This window comes from Pseudomonas sp. S34, assembly GCF_009866745.1.
In the GTDB taxonomy this organism is placed as follows: domain Bacteria; phylum Pseudomonadota; class Gammaproteobacteria; order Pseudomonadales; family Pseudomonadaceae; genus Aquipseudomonas; species Aquipseudomonas jessenii.
Window position 1 is genome coordinate 5,644,519 of the sequence record NZ_CP019398.1, and the last position, 17,609, is coordinate 5,662,127.

Genomic DNA, 17,609 nt, shown 5'->3' on the forward strand with positions numbered 1-17,609 from the left:
TGTGGGAGCGGGCTTGCTCGCGAAGAGGTCAACTCGATCTGCGGGTAATCAGTCGAGGGTCGAGCCGCTGACGGGCACACCGCGCTCAGGGAAGAACAGGCGCTGCAACTCGGTACCCGGGCTTTCGGCACGCATGAAGGCTTCACCGACCAGGAACGCGTAGACGTCGCTGATTTCCATCAGCTCGACATCGGCGCGGTTGAGGATGCCGCTCTCGGTGATCACCAGACGATCACGCGGGATACGCGGCAACAGGTCGAGAGTGGTTTCCAGACTGACGTCGAAGGTGTGCAGGTTACGGTTGTTGACCCCGACCAACGGCGTGTCGAGGGTTTTCAACGCGCGCTCCAGCTCATCGCCATCGTGCACTTCAACCAGCACATCGAGATTGACGCTTTTGGCCACGGCCGCCAGCTCGGCCATTTTCACGTCATCCAGTGCGGAGACAATCAACAACACGCAATCGGCGCCCAGTGCACGAGCTTCGACGATCTGGTACGGATCGATCATGAAGTCCTTGCGGATCACCGGCAGGTTGCATGCCGCACGGGCCTGCTGCAGGTAGGCATCAGCGCCCTGGAAATAATCGATATCGGTGAGCACCGACAGGCAGGTCGCACCGCCCTTCTCGTAGCTTCTGGCGATGTCGGCGGGAACGAAGTTCTCGCGGATCACGCCTTTGCTCGGCGAGGCTTTCTTGATTTCTGCAATGACTGCCGGTTGCTTCAACTTGGCCTGGGCCAGCAACGCCTTGGCAAAACCTCGGGGTGCATCGGCCGCCTTGGCCAGATTTTCCAGCTCGGCGAGGCTGACGCGAGCGCTACGCTCGGCGACTTCCTCAACCTTGCGCGCCAGAATCTTTTCCAGAACCGTCGGTACACTCATCCCTCATTCTCCACTTTGAATACCGCGGTAAATGCACCCAGTTCCTCAAGCTTTTCTCGAGCGAGGCCGGTGTGCAGCGCATCGTGCGCCAAGGCAACGCCTTCTTTCAGGCTGCTGGCAAGGTCGGCCGCGTACAGTGCGGCACCGGCATTGAGCACAATCATTTCGGCGGCTTTCTGGCCGTTCTCGGTTTTGCGTTTGCCCAATGCGTCGCGGATCAGCGCCAGCGAAGCTTCCGGGCCATCAACCGACAGACCGTGCAGGCTCTGGCTCTTCATGCCCAGATCTTCCGGCTCGACCCAATATTCGGTGATCTCGTTGTTGTTCAGCTCGGCAACAAAAGTCGGCGCGGCGAGACTGAACTCGTCCAGACCATCTTTCGAATGCACTACCAGCACATGTTTGCTGCCCAGACGTTGCAAGACCTCGGCCAATGGCCGGCACAGCGCCGGAGTGAACACGCCCACTACCTGATGTTTCACACCGGCCGGATTCGTAAGCGGGCCGAGCATGTTGAACAGCGTACGCAGGCCAAGATCGCGGCGCGGACCGGCGGCGTACTTCATGGCCTTGTGGTGGGTCTGGGCAAACATGAAACCGATGCCAACGTTGTCTATGCAGCGCGCCACTTGCACCGGGGTCAGGTTCAGATAAATACCGGCGGCTTCCAGCAGATCGGCACTGCCGCTCTTGCCCGATACCGCACGGTTGCCGTGCTTGGCCACGGTGCAACCGGCCGCCGCGACGACAAAGGAAGAAGCCGTGGACACGTTGAAGATGTTCGCACCGTCACCGCCGGTGCCGACCACATCGACCACACCGTCGAGTGTCTTGAGTTCGACCTTGTCCGCCAGCTCGCGCATCACCGACACGGCACCGACGATTTCGTCGATGCTTTCGCTCTTCATGCGCATGGCCATCATGAACGCGCCAATCTGCGCATCCGAGCATTGCCCGGTCATGATCTCGCGCATGACATCGCGCATTTCATCGGTGCTGAGGTCGAGGTGATCGACGATACGGCTCAGGGCTGTCTTGATGTTCATGAAAAGTCCTTAGCGCGTGCCGCCGGTTTGTTTGAGGAAGTTGGCGAACAGTTCGTGGCCCTGTTCGGTGAGGATCGACTCAGGGTGGAACTGCACGCCTTCGATGTTCAGAGTCTTGTGACGCAGGCCCATGATCTCGTCGACCGAGCCGTCTTCGAGCTGGGTCCAGGCGGTCAGCTCCAGGCAATCGGGCAGGGTTTCGCGCTTGACGATCAATGAATGATAGCGGGTCACCGTCAGCGGACGATTCAGGCCTTCGAATACACCCTTGTCCTCGTGAAATACCGGGCTAGTCTTACCATGCATCACTTGGCGGGCGCGCACCACATCACCGCCAAAAGCCTGGCCGATGGATTGGTGGCCGAGGCAGACGCCAAGAATCGGAAGTTTGCCGGCGAAATGCTTGATCGCTTCAATCGAGATGCCGGCTTCGGTCGGGGTGCAAGGACCGGGGGACACAACGATGCGTTCAGGGTTGAGGGCTTCGATTTCAGCGATGGTCAGTTCATCGTTGCGCACGACTTTAACCTGGGAGCCGAGCTCGCCCAAGTACTGCACAACGTTGTAGGTAAAGGAGTCGTAGTTATCGATCATCAGCAACATGGCGTTAAGAACCTCTTGAATTCACTGACTTTAAAGATGGCCTTCGAATGATTTACCCGCAGAGCGCTGCACTTTGTCAGGTGCCGGTGTAGCGCCAGCAAAGCGGCATTTCAAACAGGTAAAGAAGGCAAAGCGGTACAGGTCCGGCGAAGCCGGCAAAAGAATTCAGGCGCGCCAACGCCAGCGGGCGTGTGCCTTGATGACTTGATCCAGGAGTTTACTGATGATCAACACGGGGAAGGTCTCGTTCGTACGTCCCGGCACAGTAACTTAGCTGGGCAGAGCGCGCAATATCGCCGGGGGTGCTGCCCGCGAAACTATCAAAGGCTTCGCGACAGATGGCAAAAGGCCGGAAGTTTTTGGTACTGTCGTTTCGTTCACTAAAACAATAAATAAACGGACTTGCTCATGATCAAACAGACGTTGTTTGTACCGCTCGCAGGATGCTTGCTCGCGATCGCATGCGCCCAGGCGAACGCCGCACCTAATCCTTATACAAATTTCGTTGTCTTCGGGGACAGCCTCAACGATGCAGGGACCTTTGCCGACACGGGCGGGCCTGCCGGGGCGACGCAGCGCTTCACCAACCGGACGGGGCCGGTGTACCTGGATGGCAGCGGCGAAGTCCGCTCGCTCAACTCCACACAGATTCTGGGCGGAAAACTGGGGTTCTCGGCGGACCAGACCGCTTCATCATCTTCGGCGGTACGCGCCAGCAACGGCCAGCCCGATGGTAACAACTGGGCTGTAGGCGGCTACCGTACCGACCAGATTCTTGATTCGATTACCAGCACCTCCGCCACCGGCGAACGCACCCGGGCCGGCTATCTTCCATCCAATAACTTCCGTGCCGACCCGAACGCACTGTATTACCTGTCAGGTGGCGGTAACGACTTCCTGCAAGGACGCGTCACCAGCCTGCCACAGGCCAGTGCTGCCGCCGACCGCCTGGCCGACAGCGTGCAAACGCTGCAAACCGCCGGCGCCAAATACGTCATGGTCTGGTTGCTACCCGATATCGGCTTTACCCCCGCATTCAACGGCACCCCGCTGCAAGCGTTCACGTCCCAGCTCAGCGCCCAGTTCAACACTGAACTGGTAAGCCGACTGCAAAACATCAATGCCGAAGTCATCCCGCTGAACATTCCGGTATTGCTCAAAGAGACGTTCGCCAACCCGGCACAGTTTGGCCTGGCCACCGACCAGAACCTCATCACCACCTGCTTCAGCGGCAGCGGTTGCACCGAGAATGCCCGCTACGGCATCAACAGCGCCACGCCGGACCCGACCAAGCTGATCTACAACGACTCGGTGCACCCCACCGAAGCCGGGCAGCGCCTGATCGCCGATTACGCGTACTCCCTGCTGGCGGCGCCGTGGGAGCTGACCCTGTTGCCGGAAATGGCCCAGGGCACCGTGCGCGCGCATCAGGATGAATTGCGCAACCAGTGGCTGGCCGATTGGGAAAACTGGCAAGGTGTCGGCCAATGGCGAGCCATTGTTTCCGGCGGCGGACAGCATCAGGACTTTGACGGTCAGGACAGCGTGGCAAGCGCCGACGGCAACGGCGCCAACCTGAACATCGGTGGCAGCTATCGTCTCGACGATGCCTGGCGTGTTGGTCTGGTCGCCGGTTTCTATAATCAGGAACTCGAAGCCGGCAACAACGACTCCGACTACAAGCTCAACACTTACCTGGGCACGGCATTCGCCCAGTACCAGCAAAACCGTGTGTGGGCTGACGCGGCGTTGACGGCCGGGCATCTGGATTACGACAGCCTCAAGCGTAAATTCCAGCTGGGCGTCAACGAACGCGGCGAAAAAGGCGATACCAGCGGCTACGTCGAAGCCTTCAGCGCACGCGTGGGTTACGACATTGCGCAACAAGCCAGCAGCCCCTGGCACCTGTCGCCGTTTGTCAGCGCCGACTTCTCCAAGGTACAAGTCGATGGTTACTCGGAGGACGGCAACAATTCCACGGCGCTGACCTTTGCCGATCAGGAGCGTATTTCCCGGCGCCTGGGCGCTGGCCTGCAGGGCAAATACCAGATTACCCCGCAAACCCAGGTGTTCGGCGAAGCGGCAATCGAGCGTGAGTACAACGACGATACCCAGGACGTGGACATCAACCTCAACAGCCTGCCGAACAACCAGTTCACGCTGGAAGGCTACACCCCGCAAAGTCACTTGCAACGTGTGAACCTGGGGGTGAGCCACAACCTCACCAAGGACCTGGCACTGCGCGCCAGCTATAACATTCGCAAGGACGACGACTTCACCCAACAAGGCATCAACGTAGGTGTTGCGCTGGACTTCTGATGTGCAGGCAATAAAAAACGCGGCGCCCTCACAGGCGCCGCGTTTTTTTTGAGTGAATACATTTTGTGGCGAGGGGGCTTGCCCCCGTTGGGTCGCAAAGCGACCCTTTGCATTCTTTCAGCCTTATCGAGTCGACAGCGTTTGCGACTGCTTCGCAGCCGAACGGGGGCAAGCCCCCTCGCCACAAAAGCTCCCTCGCCACAAGGTTAGCGGTGAACTCAGCTTTCCGGGGTCTGTTCGGCCAGGGCAACGGCGCGGAACATCGCGCGGCGCTTGTTCAGGGTCTCTTCCCATTCCAGCGCCGGCACCGAGTCGGCGACGATGCCGCCACCGGCCTGTACATGCAGCTCGCCGTTCTTGATCACCGCCGTGCGGATCGCAATGGCGGTGTCCATGTTGCCGTTCCAGGCAAAGTAACCGACCGCACCGCCGTAGACGCCACGCTTGACCGGCTCCAGTTCGTCGATGATTTCCATCGCGCGAATCTTCGGCGCACCGGACAAGGTGCCTGCCGGCAGAATCGCCCGCAGTGCGTCCATGGCCGTCAGCCCGGCTTTCAGTTGCCCGGTGACGTTGGACACAATGTGCATCACGTTGGAATAACGCTCGATGACCATTTTCTCGGTGAGCTTCACCGAGCCGATTTCCGATACGCGACCGGTGTCGTTTCGACCGAGGTCGATCAGCATCAAGTGTTCGGCGATTTCCTTGTCGTCCGACAGCAGGTCTTCTTCCAGCGCCAGGTCTGCCTCTTCATTGGCTCCCCGCGGACGGGTACCGGCAATCGGGCGCACGGTGATCAGGTTGTCTTCGACCCGCACCAGTACTTCCGGCGAACTGCCGACGACGTGGAAATCGCCGAAGTTGAAGAAGTACATGTAGGGCGTCGGGTTGAAGCAGCGTAGCGCGCGATACAGATCGATCGGCGCCGCCTTGAAATCGATCGACATGCGCTGAGACGGAACGACCTGCATGCAGTCGCCGGCCAGGATGTATTCCTTGATGGTGTCGACGGCTTTTTCGTAATCGTCCTGGGTGAAACTGGAGCGGAACACCGGGTCAGCCGATTGTTGCTTGCTGAAGTCCAGGCCACGGCGTGGGGTGATTGGTTGACGGAGTCTTTCCAGCAACTCTTCCAGGCGTGCCTGACCTTGCTCGAAGGCGTCATCCTGGGACGGGTCGGCCAGGACGATGGCGTGCATCTTGCCGGCCAGGTTGTCGAACACCACCACGGCGTCGGACACCATCAGCAGAATGTCCGGTACGCCCAGCGGGTCCGGGTTCGGGCACTTGCCCAAGCGCTTTTCCACATAACGCACGCAGTCATAGCCGAAGTAACCCACGAGGCCGCCGTTGAAGCGCGGCAGGCCGGCAATGGTCGGCACGTTGTAACGAGCCTTGAAGGCTTCGACGAAGGCCAGCGGGTCTTCCACATCGTGGCTTTCGGTCTCGACGCCATCGACGGTCACGCTGACGTGATGATCGTGAACCCGCAGCACGGTACGGCACGGCAGGCCGATGATCGAGTAACGGCCCCATTTCTCGCCGCCCTGTACGGACTCCAGCAAGTAGGAATTGGGCTCGTCGGCCAGCTTCAGGTAGATCGACAGCGGTGTGTCGAAGTCGGCCAGGGTTTCGCAGGCAAGCGGGATGCGGTTGTAGCCGGCAGCGGCCAAACGCAGGAATTCTTCGCGGATCATGAGGTGCCTCGTGGCTTGAGGATCGAACAGTCAGGTATGCAAACGCGCCGGAAACCGGCCAGGATCAAGTCAGGCGCGCCAACGCCAGCGGGCCAGGGCCTTGATGACTTTCATCCAGAGTTTGCGAGTGACCACCACGATGGCGTTTCCAGAAGGGGGTTTGACAGCGTCGGCCAACGTTATCTCAGCGGCCGGATCCAGGCAACCGGGAATTAGTTTGCGCAGGTCGTCGATCACCAGCGCCGGCGATTCTTCCGCGATCGGTCGGCCGTGGTTATAGCCGTAGCTCAGGGCTACGCACTTGACTCCCGCCGCCTTCGCTGCCAGCACGTCGCTACGCGAATCGCCGACGAACAACGATTGCGAAGCCGGAATATTGGCCATTTTCATCACGAAGAACAGCGCGGCCGGATCGGGTTTTTTCTGTGGCAGGGTGTCACCGCCGATGATCCAGCGGAAATAACGGCCGATTTTCATCTGATCCAGCAGCGGCGCGACGAAGCGCTCCGGCTTGTTGGTGATCAGCGCCATTTCGACGCCCTGCTTCTGCAGCCATTTGAGGGTGTCGCGAACGCCGGGGTAAACCACGGTCAACTCATGACTCTCGCCATAAGCCTGCATGAAATACTCCAGCGCCCGTTCGGCCTCGTCGTTATCGACCGCAGCATGATCAAGACCGCCAGCCAGCGCCCGACGCACCAGCACCGGCGCGCCATTGCCGACCCATTCGCGCACCGCTTCCAGACCGGCGGATTGGCGACCGAGATTGAGCAGCATCTTGTCCACAGCCACTGCCAGGTCCGGGACCGAGTCGATCAACGTACCGTCCAGATCGAACATCACCAGCCGCGGCAGTTGCCCCGGAAACAGCTGCTCAAAACCACTCATGGGCGAGCCAGCGCCAGTTCGGAACGCATCTTGTCGATGACTTCCTGATAGTTCGGCGCATTGAAGATGGCCGAGCCGGCGACGAAGGTGTCAGCGCCAGCCGCAGCGATTTCGCGAATGTTGTTCACGTTCACGCCACCGTCGATTTCCAGGCGAATGTCACGGCCCGAAGCATCGATCAGCGCCCGCGCTTCGCGCAATTTGTCGAGGGTGCCAGGGATGAACTTCTGCCCGCCGAAGCCCGGGTTGACGCTCATCAGCAGGATCATGTCGACCTTGTCCATCACGTACTTGAGCACGTCCAGCGGGGTTGCCGGGTTGAACACCAGGCCCGACTTGCAGCCGCCTTCGCGGATCAGTTGCAGGGAACGGTCGACGTGTTGGGTAGCTTCCGGGTGGAAGGTGATGTAAGTCGCGCCGGCTTCGATGAAGTCACCCACGATGCGGTCCACCGGGCTGACCATCAGGTGCGCGTCGATCGGCGCGGTCACACCGTACTTGCGCAGTGCCGAGCAAACCATCGGGCCGATGGTCAGGTTCGGTACGTAGTGATTGTCCATGACATCGAAGTGCACGAAATCGGCGCCGGCGGCCAGGACGTTGTCCACTTCTTCACCCAGGCGGGCGAAGTCGGCGGAGAGAATCGACGGAGCAATTACGAAGGGCTGCATGACGCACCTTTACTGAGCAGAATCACGATGGCGCGCATTGTATACCTCATGCTTTGACGCGCGCACCGTGAGCGCGATGATTGGACCTTGCCATCATCCATCAACGGCAATGGCTCTAGTACGCCGCGCGATAGATCTTTTCGATATCGACGGCACTCAATTTGCGCGGATTGTTGCGCATCAAGCGCTCGATCCCCGCTGCTTCCACGGCCATGGACGGAATGGCGTCCTCGGGCACACCGAAACTGCGCAGGCCCTGGGGAATTTCCACGGCGGCACACAGTTCGGTCATGGCTTGCACGGCTTTGTCGGCCGCTTCGTTGAGACTCAAATGAGCGGTCTTCACGCCCATGGCCTCGGCGATATCCTGCATGCGTTCGATGCAGGCCATCTTGTTCCAGGTCATGACATAGGGTAGTAGCAAGGCATTGCTGACCCCATGGGCAATGTTGAAGCGCCCGCCCAGCGGATACGCCAGCGCATGCACCGCGCCAACGCCGGCGTTGCCGAACGCCATGCCGGCCATCAGGCTGGCAGTGGCCATGTCTTCCCGGGCTTGCAGGTTCGACGGATTGGCGTAGGCCTTGGGCAAAGCCTTGGCGATCAGCTTGATGGCGCCGATAGCCAGGGAATCGGTAATCGGCGAGGCGTTGACCGACAGATAAGACTCGATAGCGTGCACCAGTGCATCGACACCGCTGGCTGCCGTGACGCTGCGTGGACAGGTCAGGGTCATTTGCGGGCTGACAAGCGCCACGTCCGGCAACAGGTAGTCGCTGACAATGCCTTTCTTCAGTTGCGCGACCTTGTCGGAAAGGATAGCGACGTTGGTCACTTCCGAGCCGGTGCCGGCTGTGGTCGGGATGGCAATCAGCGGCGGGCCTTTGCGCGGGACCTGATCGATACCGAACAGATCCTCCAGCGCACCGTGGTACCCGGCGTAGGCTGCCACGCTCTTGGCAATGTCGATGGCACTCCCGCCGCCCAGGCCGATCAGTCCATCATGCCCTCCGTCGCGGTAAACCTGCATGCAATCTTCGACGATGGCGATTTCCGGGTCCGGCAGCACACGGTCGAAGATTTCGTAGGAGCGGCCACCCAACTGCGCCAGTGCCAGTTCTACCGTGCCGGACTTGACCAGGGCGACGTCGGTGACGATCAGTGGGTTGTCGATGTCCAGGCGTGTCAGCTCAGCGGCCAGCTGCTCGATGGCACCTGCGCCGGTGATCAGTTTGTGAGCGATTTTGAAAGAGGAAAGACTCATGTGCGCAGCCTCTTATAGATAGGGGAGCTGGGCACAATAGTAGCTGGGGATTTGGAGTTGGCTGGTATTCAGGTCATGAATGACCAAGGTTTCCGGGAACACCAAATAACACTGTAGGAGCGAGCTTGCTCGCGATGAACCTGAGAGCAACGCGGGCATTCAGAAGGCCCGCGTTATCGTTGGCGACCATCGCGAGCAAGCTCGCTCCTACAAGTTGCAGTGGATCGGTGTGTGGTCTTAGACCTGCGCAGTACGCAGTTTCTCGCTACGCCCACGCAGCCATTCCAGGGTCAGCAACAGGATCACCGAGAAGGCAATCAACAGCGTCGCGGCCGCGGCGATGGTCGGGCTGAGGTTTTCGCGGATGCCGCTGAACATCTGCCGTGGCAGGGTCGCTTGCTCTGGGCCGGCGAGGAACAGCGTCACCACCACTTCATCGAACGAAGTCGCAAAGGCAAACAGCGCCCCGGAGATCACGCCCGGCGCAATCAGTGGCAAGGTCACCCGGCGGAACGTGGTCAGCGGCGAAGCGCCCAGGCTCGCAGCGGCCCGTACCAGGTTGTGGTTGAACCCCTGCAAGGTCGCCGACACGGTAATGATCACGAACGGCACACCCAACACCGCATGCACCACGATCAGCGAGAAGAAGCTGTTACCCAATCCCAACGGAGCAAAGAACAGATAACTGGCCACACCGATGATCACCACCGGCACCACCATCGGTGAAATCACCAGCGCCATCACCAGCGCCTTGCCGGGAAAGTCGCCACGGGTCAGGCCGATGGCCGCCAGCGTACCGAAGACCATGGCCAGCACCGTAGCCGCCGGGGCGACGATGATGCTGTTCTTCAGGGCGCGCATCCATTCCGCCGAAGCGAAGAAATCGTGATACCACTGCAATGAGAAGCCTTGCAGCGGGTACACCAGGAAACTGCCGGAGTTGAACGACAGCGGAATGATCACCAGCACCGGCAGGATCAGGAACAACAGAATCAAGCCGCAGAGAATCCGCAAGCTGTAGAACCACACCCGTTCGATGGGCGACATATAAGGACTCAGCATTTCGTTCTCCCCTTAGCTCAGGCGCAGGCGGCTTGCGCCTACCAGCCAGCTGTAAATCAGATAAAGCACGACCGTCGCGAGCAACAGCAGCCCACCAAGTGCGGTCGCCATGCCCCAGTTGATGCTGGTGTTGGTGTAGAAGGCGACAAAGTAGCTGACCATTTGGTCGTTCGGGCTGCCCAGCAATGCCGGGGTGATGTAGTAGCCGATGGCGAGGATGAACACCAACAGGCAACCGGCGCCGACACCGGCATAGGTCTGCGGGAAGTACACCCGCCAGAAGCTGGCGAACGGATGGCAGCCGAGGGAAATCGCGGCGCGCATGTAGGTTGGCGAGATGCCTTTCATCACGCTGTAGATCGGCAGAATCATGAACGGCAGCAGGATGTGCACCATGGAGATGTAGACACCGACGCGGTTGAACACCAACTCGATCGGCTTGTCGATGATGCCCATGGCCATCAGGCCGCTGTTGATCAGGCCACCCGATTGCAGCAACACGATCCACGCCGCGACTCGTACCAGGATCGAAGTCCAGAACGGCAACAGCACCAGAATCATCAGCAGGTTGCTCTGGCGCGACGGCAGGTTCGCCAGCAGGTAAGCCAGAGGATACGCCAGCACCAGGCAGATCACGGTGATGATCAGGCCCATCCAGAAGGTGCGGGCGAAGATGTCGAGGTAGATTGCCTGATCCGGGGTGGCCGGGGCGATTTCGCCGAGGTCGTCGATGCGGTGATCGACAGCCGCCAGCAGGTAATACGAGGTGATGCTGCTGGTGTTGCGGCGCACCGCTTGCCAGTAGGCCGGGTCGCCCCAACGCTCATCGAGGCCTTCCAGCGCTTCTTTATAGGAAGCCGGTTCAGTGGCAAGCGGCAAAGCGCGGGCCGTTTTGGTCAGCAGGCTGCGATAGCCGGCCAGTTCCATGTTCAGGCGCTTGGACAGATCGCCCAGGGTCTGATTCTTGCGAGCCTCGGCAAGGTCTTCGGCCGCAGCTTTGTAAACCGGTTCAGCGGGCAGGCCACGGCCGTCCCAACTGGCGATGGCAGTCACGGTGCGCGGCATGCCGCCGACCACTTCCGGGTTGCCAACGCTTTTGTAGAGCAGCGCCACGATCGGCACCAGGAACACCAGCAACAAAAACAGCACCAGCGGCGCGATCAACGCCTGGGCCTTCCAGCGGTTGACCCGCTCGGCGTGCTTGAGCCGCTGCTTCAAGGTGGGGCTGGTGCCCTCGTTCAGGGGAACGGCGATAGCCATGACGTACTCCGGGAATCTTTGATCGTTACAGAGATGGGAATGCCACCTCGATCGTTATTGTGGGAGCGGGCTTATTCGCGAAGGCGGAGTGTCAGTCAACAATGATGCTGAATGTGCTGACGTCTTCGCGAGCAAGCCCGCTCCCACAGGTGGGGCAAGCCCACCATTACAAGGTTCTGCTTATTTCGCAGCCCAGGAATTGAAGCGCTGCTCCAGTTGCTCGCCGTTGTCAGCCCAGAAGCTGACGTCGATCTGCACCTGGTTGGCAATGTTTTCCGGGGTGGTCGGCATGTCTTTCAGAACATCCTTGGCCAGCAGCGGCACGGCTTGGGTGTTGGCCGGGCCGTAGGCGATGTTTTCCGAGTAGGTCTTCTGCTGCTGTGGCTGTACCGAGAAGGCGATGAATTTCTTCGCCGCTTCGGCGCGCTTGGCATCCAGACCTTTTGGAATGGCCCATGCGTCAAAGTCGTAGATGCCGCCGTTCCACACGACTTTCAGGTTGCTTTCTTTCTGCACGGCAGCGATACGACCGTTGTAGGCCGAACTCATGACCACGTCACCGGAAGCGAGGTATTGCGGCGGTTGTGCGCCAGCTTCCCACCACTGGATGTTCGGCTTGAGCTCATCGAGCTTCTTGAACGCGCGGTCCTGACCGTCCTTGCCAGCCAGCACTTTGTAGACGTCTTTCGGCGCAACGCCGTCGGCCATCAGTGCGAATTCCAGGGTGTACTTGGCGCCCTTACGCAGGCCACGCTTGCCCGGGAACTGCTTGGTGTCCCAGAAGTCCACCCAGCTGGTCGGTGCGGATTTCAGTTTGTCGGCGTTGTAGGCCAGCACGGTCGACCACACGAAGAAACCCACACCGCAAGGCTGGATGGCGCCCTTGACGTAGTCTTCGGTCTTGCCGAACAGCGCCGGGTCCAGTTGCTCGAACATGTCTTCGTCGCAACCACGGGACAGTTCCGGCGATTCAACCTCTACCAGATCCCAGGACACGCTCTTGGTGTCGACCATGGCCTTGACCTTGGCCATTTCGCCGTTGTACTCGCCGGCCACGATCTTGCCGTTGCCTGCCGCTTCCCAAGGTGCGTAGAAGGCTTTGACCTGAGCCGCCTTGTTAGCACCGCCAAAGGACACCACGGTCAGATCCGGGCCGGCGGCCATTGCGTGTGCCGCGCCCATCATGCCCAGTGCCAAAGCGGTGAATTTCAGGGATCTCAACATTTATTGTTCTCTCCACGTGCAGGGTTGGTGTTGGTGTTGCCGGGGCGATCAATGCGCCTCTAAAAGTGGATCGAGCGCGCGAACGTGCTCGACCTGCCAGCCAAGCGGTACCACATCGCCGACGGCGAGCGAGGGATCAAGCTCGGCAATTGGCTGTTTCACGAAGAAGTCGGTCTTGCCGCAGACTTCCATGCGAACCCGGACGTGGTCGCCCAGATAGATGAATTCCTCGACTCGCCCGGAGAAGCGGTTGACGCATTGGTCGCTGGAGCCGTTGAGGCTCACTCGCTCCGGACGAATGGACAGGGTCACCGGCTCGCCGGTCTGGCCAACGTTGACCGCCAAGGCTTCCACTTTCTCACCGCGCCCGAGTTCCACAATGCAACGGTCGCCGGTTTGGCTGTGCAGGCGGCCATTGAGGCGGTTGTTCTCGCCGATGAAGTTGGCGACGAAGGTGTTTTTCGGCTCTTCGTAGAGGGTGCGCGGCGGAGCGATCTGCTGGATTTCGCCCTGATGGAACACCGCCACGCGGTCGGACATAGTCAAGGCTTCGCCCTGATCGTGGGTCACGTAGACCACAGTCACGCCCAGGCGCTGGTGCAGGTGCTTGATCTCCATCTGCATGTGTTCACGCAGCTGCTTGTCGAGTGCGCCGAGGGGTTCGTCCATCAGCACCAGTTGCGGCTCGAACACCAGCGCGCGGGCCAATGCCACACGCTGTTGCTGACCACCGGAGAGCTGCGCCGGGTAGCGCTGGGCGAAGGCATCGAGCTGGACCATGCTCAGCACGCGCTTGACCCGTGCACTGACGTCGCTCTTGTTCATGCCACGCACGGTCAGTGGGAACGCCAGGTTCTCGGCCACCGTCATGTGCGGGAACAGCGCGTAGTTCTGAAACACCATGCCGATGTCACGCTTGTGCGGCGGCACGTTGTTGATGGCGCGCCCGGCCAACAGGATTTCGCCCGCGGTCGGCGTTTCAAAGCCGGCGAGCATCATCAGACTGGTGGTTTTGCCGGAGCCGGACGGCCCGAGCAATGTGAGGAATTCGCCCTTGCGAATGTCCAGGTTGAGGTCCTTGACGATCAGGTTCTCGCCGTCGTAGCTCTTCTGCACTCCACGAAAGCTGACCAGAACATCATTGACCCCTGCGCTTGAATCGACCTGGCTCATACCCACACCTTTGTTATTGATGACTGCTGTGGGGTTAAGCCTAGTGGACGCTGGGGACCGTGCAAATCGGGGCGCAAGAGAGATTCGCCTCAGCCGGATGGAAGGTTGGGGGTAGGGATTGCCCTACAAGGATGGCGCGTTTTGGCAAACGCAGTGGCAAGGGCTCAGCTATAAGCCACAAGAACAAGCCCATGCGGTATCTGGATCTGTCGTAAATGGATATGCCACCACCGAATCTGTGGGAGCGGGCTTGCTCGCGAAAGCGGTGTATCAGGACCAGATATGTCGACTGACACACCGCTTTCGCGAGCAAGCCCGCTCCCACATTGAATTTCGGTGTGCTTTAGAGGAGCTTGTGTTCCATCGCGTACTTCACCAGTTCCGCCAGCGAGGTGATGTTGAGCTTCTGCATCAGCCGCGCCTTGTGGGTGCTGATGGTCTTGCTGCTCAGCGCCAGTTGCTGGGCGATGTCGTTCACGTTGGCGCCCTGGGCCAGGCGTTCGAACACGGAAAACTCGCGCTCGGAGAGCAACGAGTGCAATGGACGCGAGTCGGTAAGACCGACCTCGAAAACCATGCGGTCGGCCAGTTCCGGGTCGATGTAACGCCCGCCTGACGCCACTTTGCGAATGGCCGTCAGCAACAGTGCCGGGTCGCTGTCCTTGGTTGCATAACCGGCAGCCCCGACCTTCAGCGCCCGGGCGGCCATTTGCGCTTCATCGTGCATCGACAGCACCAAGATCGCCGGCGGATTGTTCAGGGCGCGAATCCGCGGAATCGCTTCCAGGCCGTTGACGCCCGGCATGGAGATGTCCAGCAACACCACTTCGCAGGGCACATGACGCAAGGTGTCGAGCAACTGCTCGCCATTGCTCGCCTCCCCCACCACCAGCAAGTCCTTGGCCAGGCCGATCAACTGCTTGATGCCTTCGCGGACAATGGTGTGGTCTTCGGCTACCAGTACACGGATCACGTTCTTCTCCAGGTTCAAGATCATTCGCGAGCAGGCTCCCACATTTGGAATACGTTCCCCTGTGGGAGCGAGCTTGCTCGCGAAGGCGTCAGCACAGACACCACAAATTCTTCAGGCTTCGTCCAGAGGCACTCGCACTTCTAACGTCGTACCCTCACCCGGCTCACTCTCCAGCGACAACTCGCCGCCCAGGATCAACACCCGCTCACGCATGCCGACGATCCCAAAGGACGTTGGCCTGCCAGGCGCGGCGACAAATCCTACGCCATCATCGCTGACCGTCAGACACAATTCGTCGCCTTCAAGGGTCAGTGTCAGTTCAACAGTATGCGCCTGGGCGTGCCGCATGACATTGGTCAGCGCCTCCTGAAGGATTCGAAACAGGCCGATTGCCTTCGCATCGCTGAGCACTGGCAAATTGTCCGGCACCTGCACCAGACACGGAATCTGCGTGCGCGCCTCGAACCGGCGGGCCTGCCATTCAATGGCCGAGGCGATACCTGCGTCGAGAATCGGCGGTCGCAATGCCGTGGCCACATCACGGACCAGCTGAAACAACTGAGCGATCAGGCGCTTCATGCTGTTCAAGCGCTCGTTAAGGCCAGGGTCGAGCTGGGCGTACGCCAGTTCGCACATGGACGTTTCCAGCTTCAACACGGTGAGCATCTGCCCCAATTCGTCGTGAACTTCCCGGGCAATGCGCGCTTTTTCTTCTTCGCGCACGCTTTCCAGGTGCGCGGACAACTCACGCAGTTGTTCCCGGGAGCTGGCCAGTTCAATTTCGATGCGCTTGCTCTCGCTGATGTCCCAGACGATCCCGTCCCAAACATAGGCGCCGTCCTCCAGCCGGCGGGTGATGGCCTTGATTTCCGCCCAACGCTGCTCGCCCTGACGCGTGAGGATTCGCCCCTGCCACGACCAGTCGCTGTCGGTATCCAACGCATGATCCTGGGTCTGGTGATAGCTGACCTTGTCATCCGGATGCACGAGGCTGCGCAGGCCTTTATCGCGATGCGCCAGCGTGGCCGGCGAGTAACCCACCAGGCTTTCGCTGCCTTCGCTGATGTAGGCAAAGTCGATCTGACCGGTTACTGGCGCCCGCTCCAGCCGGAAAACCAGTCCCGGAACGTTGGCGGCGATGCCTTGCAGCCGCGCCTCGCTTTCCTGCAAGGCCGCCAGGGCGCGGCGCCGCTCGGTGACATCGTTGAGGTAAACCACCAGGTATTCGCCATCGCGAAAGCGCAGGAAACTCAACGAGACATCGGCCGGCAGGATGCTGCCATCAGCCCGCACGCAATTGGATTCGAAACTTTGCGGGCCCTCCTCACTGGCCCGGGCGCGCTTCCACAGGTTCAGCCAACGGTCCATGTGCAGGCCAGGCTCGAAATCGATCAGGGGCCGATCGATGATCCCTCCGGCCGGATAGCCCAGCATGCTTTCCGCCGCGCGGTTGGCGTAGCGCACATGGCTGTCCCAGTTGACCCAGAGGATGCCGACGGTGCTCTGGTCGATGGAAAACTGGGTGAGCCGCAAGGCCTCTTCGCTGGCGGCGCGCAAGGCGATGTCTTCCTGCGCGGCCAACAGGCGCTGCTCCAGGTTGTGCTGCTGGCGACGCTGCCAGACCACGATGACCATGCAACTCATCGCCAGCACGGCCAGCAGCAGGCAGAGGTTCTGCCAAAACCCCGGCGACTCAGTGAGCCGCGGATACTTGGGCTGCAGCCATTGATTGTGCAGTTGCTCCAGATCCTTGGCCGGGATCGCCCGCAATGCACTTTCGACAATGCCCGCCAGTTCCGGTTTGTCACGGCGCGTGGCCACTCGCAGCAACTGCGGCAGACCGACATCCCCCACCACGACCAATCCGGCGAACTCCGGTTCGACCGACAAGCGTCCCAGCTGCGCCTCATCGACCACCGCATAAGCCGCCTGCTGGCCCGCCAATAATTGCAATGCCTGGCGCTCCATCGGTACGCCTTGCAGATTCAGGTGCGGGTAGTTGCTGCGCAGGTAATCGGCGATGGCACTGGGCATGCGCACGGCGACGCGGGTCTGGCTGTCGAGTTTTTCCAGCTCGACCGCGCCAGCGCTTTTCTGATCGCTGACCACCAATTGCGGCACCCGCATGTAGGGGTCGGAAAACTGCCAGAGGCGCAGCCCGCCAGGGGTCTGGGTCAACCCCGGAGCGATGTCGATTTCGCCCTCGCGGGCCGCGGCTTCCAATTGCTCAAGATCGGGAAAATTGCGCCAGCTCAGTTCGACATTGAGGTTTTTTGCGAGCCACTTCATCAACTCGACGTTCACCCCGGACAGGCGCTGCAAGCGGCGATCGTATTGCGCATAGGGCGCCTGCAACACCACGCCGACCCGCAACTCGCCCTGCTGCGCCAGCCAGTGCCGTTGTTCCGGGGACAGTTGGGCAGCGGGCGCCGGGGGCGCGGCGGCCGCCCAGCCCATCAAGGGAAACCACAAACAGCCGATAACCCACAGGCAGCGAAAAAGCATCATTGAACTCTCACACACTGACAAATACTGACCAAC

At 60.4% G+C, this 17,609-nt stretch carries 14 protein-coding genes and 1 pseudogene; 1 reads left to right on the forward strand and 14 read right to left on the reverse strand.

The window, feature by feature from the left end; translation table 11 throughout:
- Positions 1-48: 48 nt before the first annotated feature.
- From trpC to PspS34_RS25380, 3 genes are read right to left on the reverse strand one after another with little or no spacing between them, the layout of a single operon-like run.
- Complete coding sequence (gene trpC, locus PspS34_RS25370) at positions 49-885, reverse strand: indole-3-glycerol phosphate synthase TrpC (RefSeq protein WP_090451728.1); 837 nt, start codon at positions 883-885, stop codon at positions 49-51.
- Positions 882-1,931: an anthranilate phosphoribosyltransferase gene (gene trpD, locus PspS34_RS25375; protein WP_154861051.1), complete on the reverse strand. Its 1,050-nt coding sequence runs from the start codon at positions 1,929-1,931 to the stop codon at positions 882-884. The genes trpC and trpD overlap by 4 nt, the downstream gene beginning before the upstream one ends.
- A gap of 9 nt (positions 1,932-1,940) precedes the next feature.
- The gene (locus PspS34_RS25380) at positions 1,941-2,534 is read right to left on the reverse strand and encodes an aminodeoxychorismate/anthranilate synthase component II (RefSeq protein ID WP_007906885.1); all 594 of its coding nucleotides are present in this window, start codon (positions 2,532-2,534) and stop codon (positions 1,941-1,943) included.
- A gap of 408 nt (positions 2,535-2,942) precedes the next feature.
- Between PspS34_RS25380 and estP the strand changes: the two genes are divergently transcribed.
- Positions 2,943-4,853 carry an esterase EstP gene (estP, locus tag PspS34_RS25385; protein WP_154861050.1) on the forward strand — a complete coding sequence of 637 codons (1,911 nt, stop codon included), beginning with the start codon at positions 2,943-2,945 and terminating at the stop codon, positions 4,851-4,853.
- A gap of 218 nt (positions 4,854-5,071) precedes the next feature.
- On the opposite strand, the gene trpE is transcribed toward estP, so the two are convergent.
- The 11 genes and pseudogenes from trpE to PspS34_RS25435 all read right to left on the reverse strand — a co-directional run bounded on the left by trpE (position 5,072) and on the right by PspS34_RS25435 (position 17,576).
- Positions 5,072-6,553, reverse strand: a complete 1,482-nt coding sequence (gene trpE, locus PspS34_RS25390) for an anthranilate synthase component I (protein WP_154861049.1) — start codon at positions 6,551-6,553, stop codon at positions 5,072-5,074.
- A gap of 69 nt (positions 6,554-6,622) precedes the next feature.
- Complete coding sequence (locus PspS34_RS25395) at positions 6,623-7,441, reverse strand: phosphoglycolate phosphatase (RefSeq protein ID WP_154861048.1); 819 nt, start codon at positions 7,439-7,441, stop codon at positions 6,623-6,625.
- Positions 7,438-8,112, reverse strand: coding sequence for a ribulose-phosphate 3-epimerase (gene rpe, locus PspS34_RS25400; RefSeq protein WP_007980198.1), 675 nt, complete (start codon positions 8,110-8,112; stop codon positions 7,438-7,440). Before rpe ends, PspS34_RS25395 begins: the two co-directional genes overlap by 4 nt.
- A gap of 115 nt (positions 8,113-8,227) precedes the next feature.
- Positions 8,228-9,376 (reverse strand): iron-containing alcohol dehydrogenase, encoded by a 1,149-nt coding sequence (locus tag PspS34_RS25405; protein WP_057713081.1) that lies wholly within the window; start codon positions 9,374-9,376, stop codon positions 8,228-8,230.
- 91 nt (positions 9,377-9,467) lie between these two features.
- Positions 9,468-9,566: pseudogene (locus tag PspS34_RS28745) on the reverse strand (outer membrane lipoprotein carrier protein LolA); the annotation flags it as partial.
- Positions 9,567-9,613: 47 nt separating this feature from the next.
- Positions 9,614-10,438 (reverse strand): ABC transporter permease, encoded by an 825-nt coding sequence (locus PspS34_RS25410; RefSeq protein WP_007980200.1) that lies wholly within the window; start codon positions 10,436-10,438, stop codon positions 9,614-9,616.
- A gap of 12 nt (positions 10,439-10,450) precedes the next feature.
- The gene (locus PspS34_RS25415; protein WP_154861047.1) at positions 10,451-11,698 is read right to left on the reverse strand and encodes an ABC transporter permease; all 1,248 of its coding nucleotides are present in this window, start codon (positions 11,696-11,698) and stop codon (positions 10,451-10,453) included.
- 180 nt (positions 11,699-11,878) lie between these two features.
- Positions 11,879-12,922 carry an ABC transporter substrate-binding protein gene (locus PspS34_RS25420; RefSeq protein WP_057713080.1) on the reverse strand — a complete coding sequence of 348 codons (1,044 nt, stop codon included), beginning with the start codon at positions 12,920-12,922 and terminating at the stop codon, positions 11,879-11,881.
- A 48-nt stretch (positions 12,923-12,970) separates the two neighbouring features.
- A complete protein-coding gene (locus PspS34_RS25425; RefSeq protein ID WP_150813987.1) occupies positions 12,971-14,095 on the reverse strand; it encodes an ABC transporter ATP-binding protein in 1,125 nt (374 codons plus the stop codon).
- 343 nt (positions 14,096-14,438) lie between these two features.
- Positions 14,439-15,092, reverse strand: coding sequence for a response regulator transcription factor (locus PspS34_RS25430; RefSeq protein WP_007993216.1), 654 nt, complete (start codon positions 15,090-15,092; stop codon positions 14,439-14,441).
- 87 nt (positions 15,093-15,179) lie between these two features.
- Positions 15,180-17,576, reverse strand: a complete 2,397-nt coding sequence (locus tag PspS34_RS25435) for a sensor histidine kinase (protein WP_154861046.1) — start codon at positions 17,574-17,576, stop codon at positions 15,180-15,182.
- Positions 17,577-17,609 lie beyond the last annotated feature (33 nt).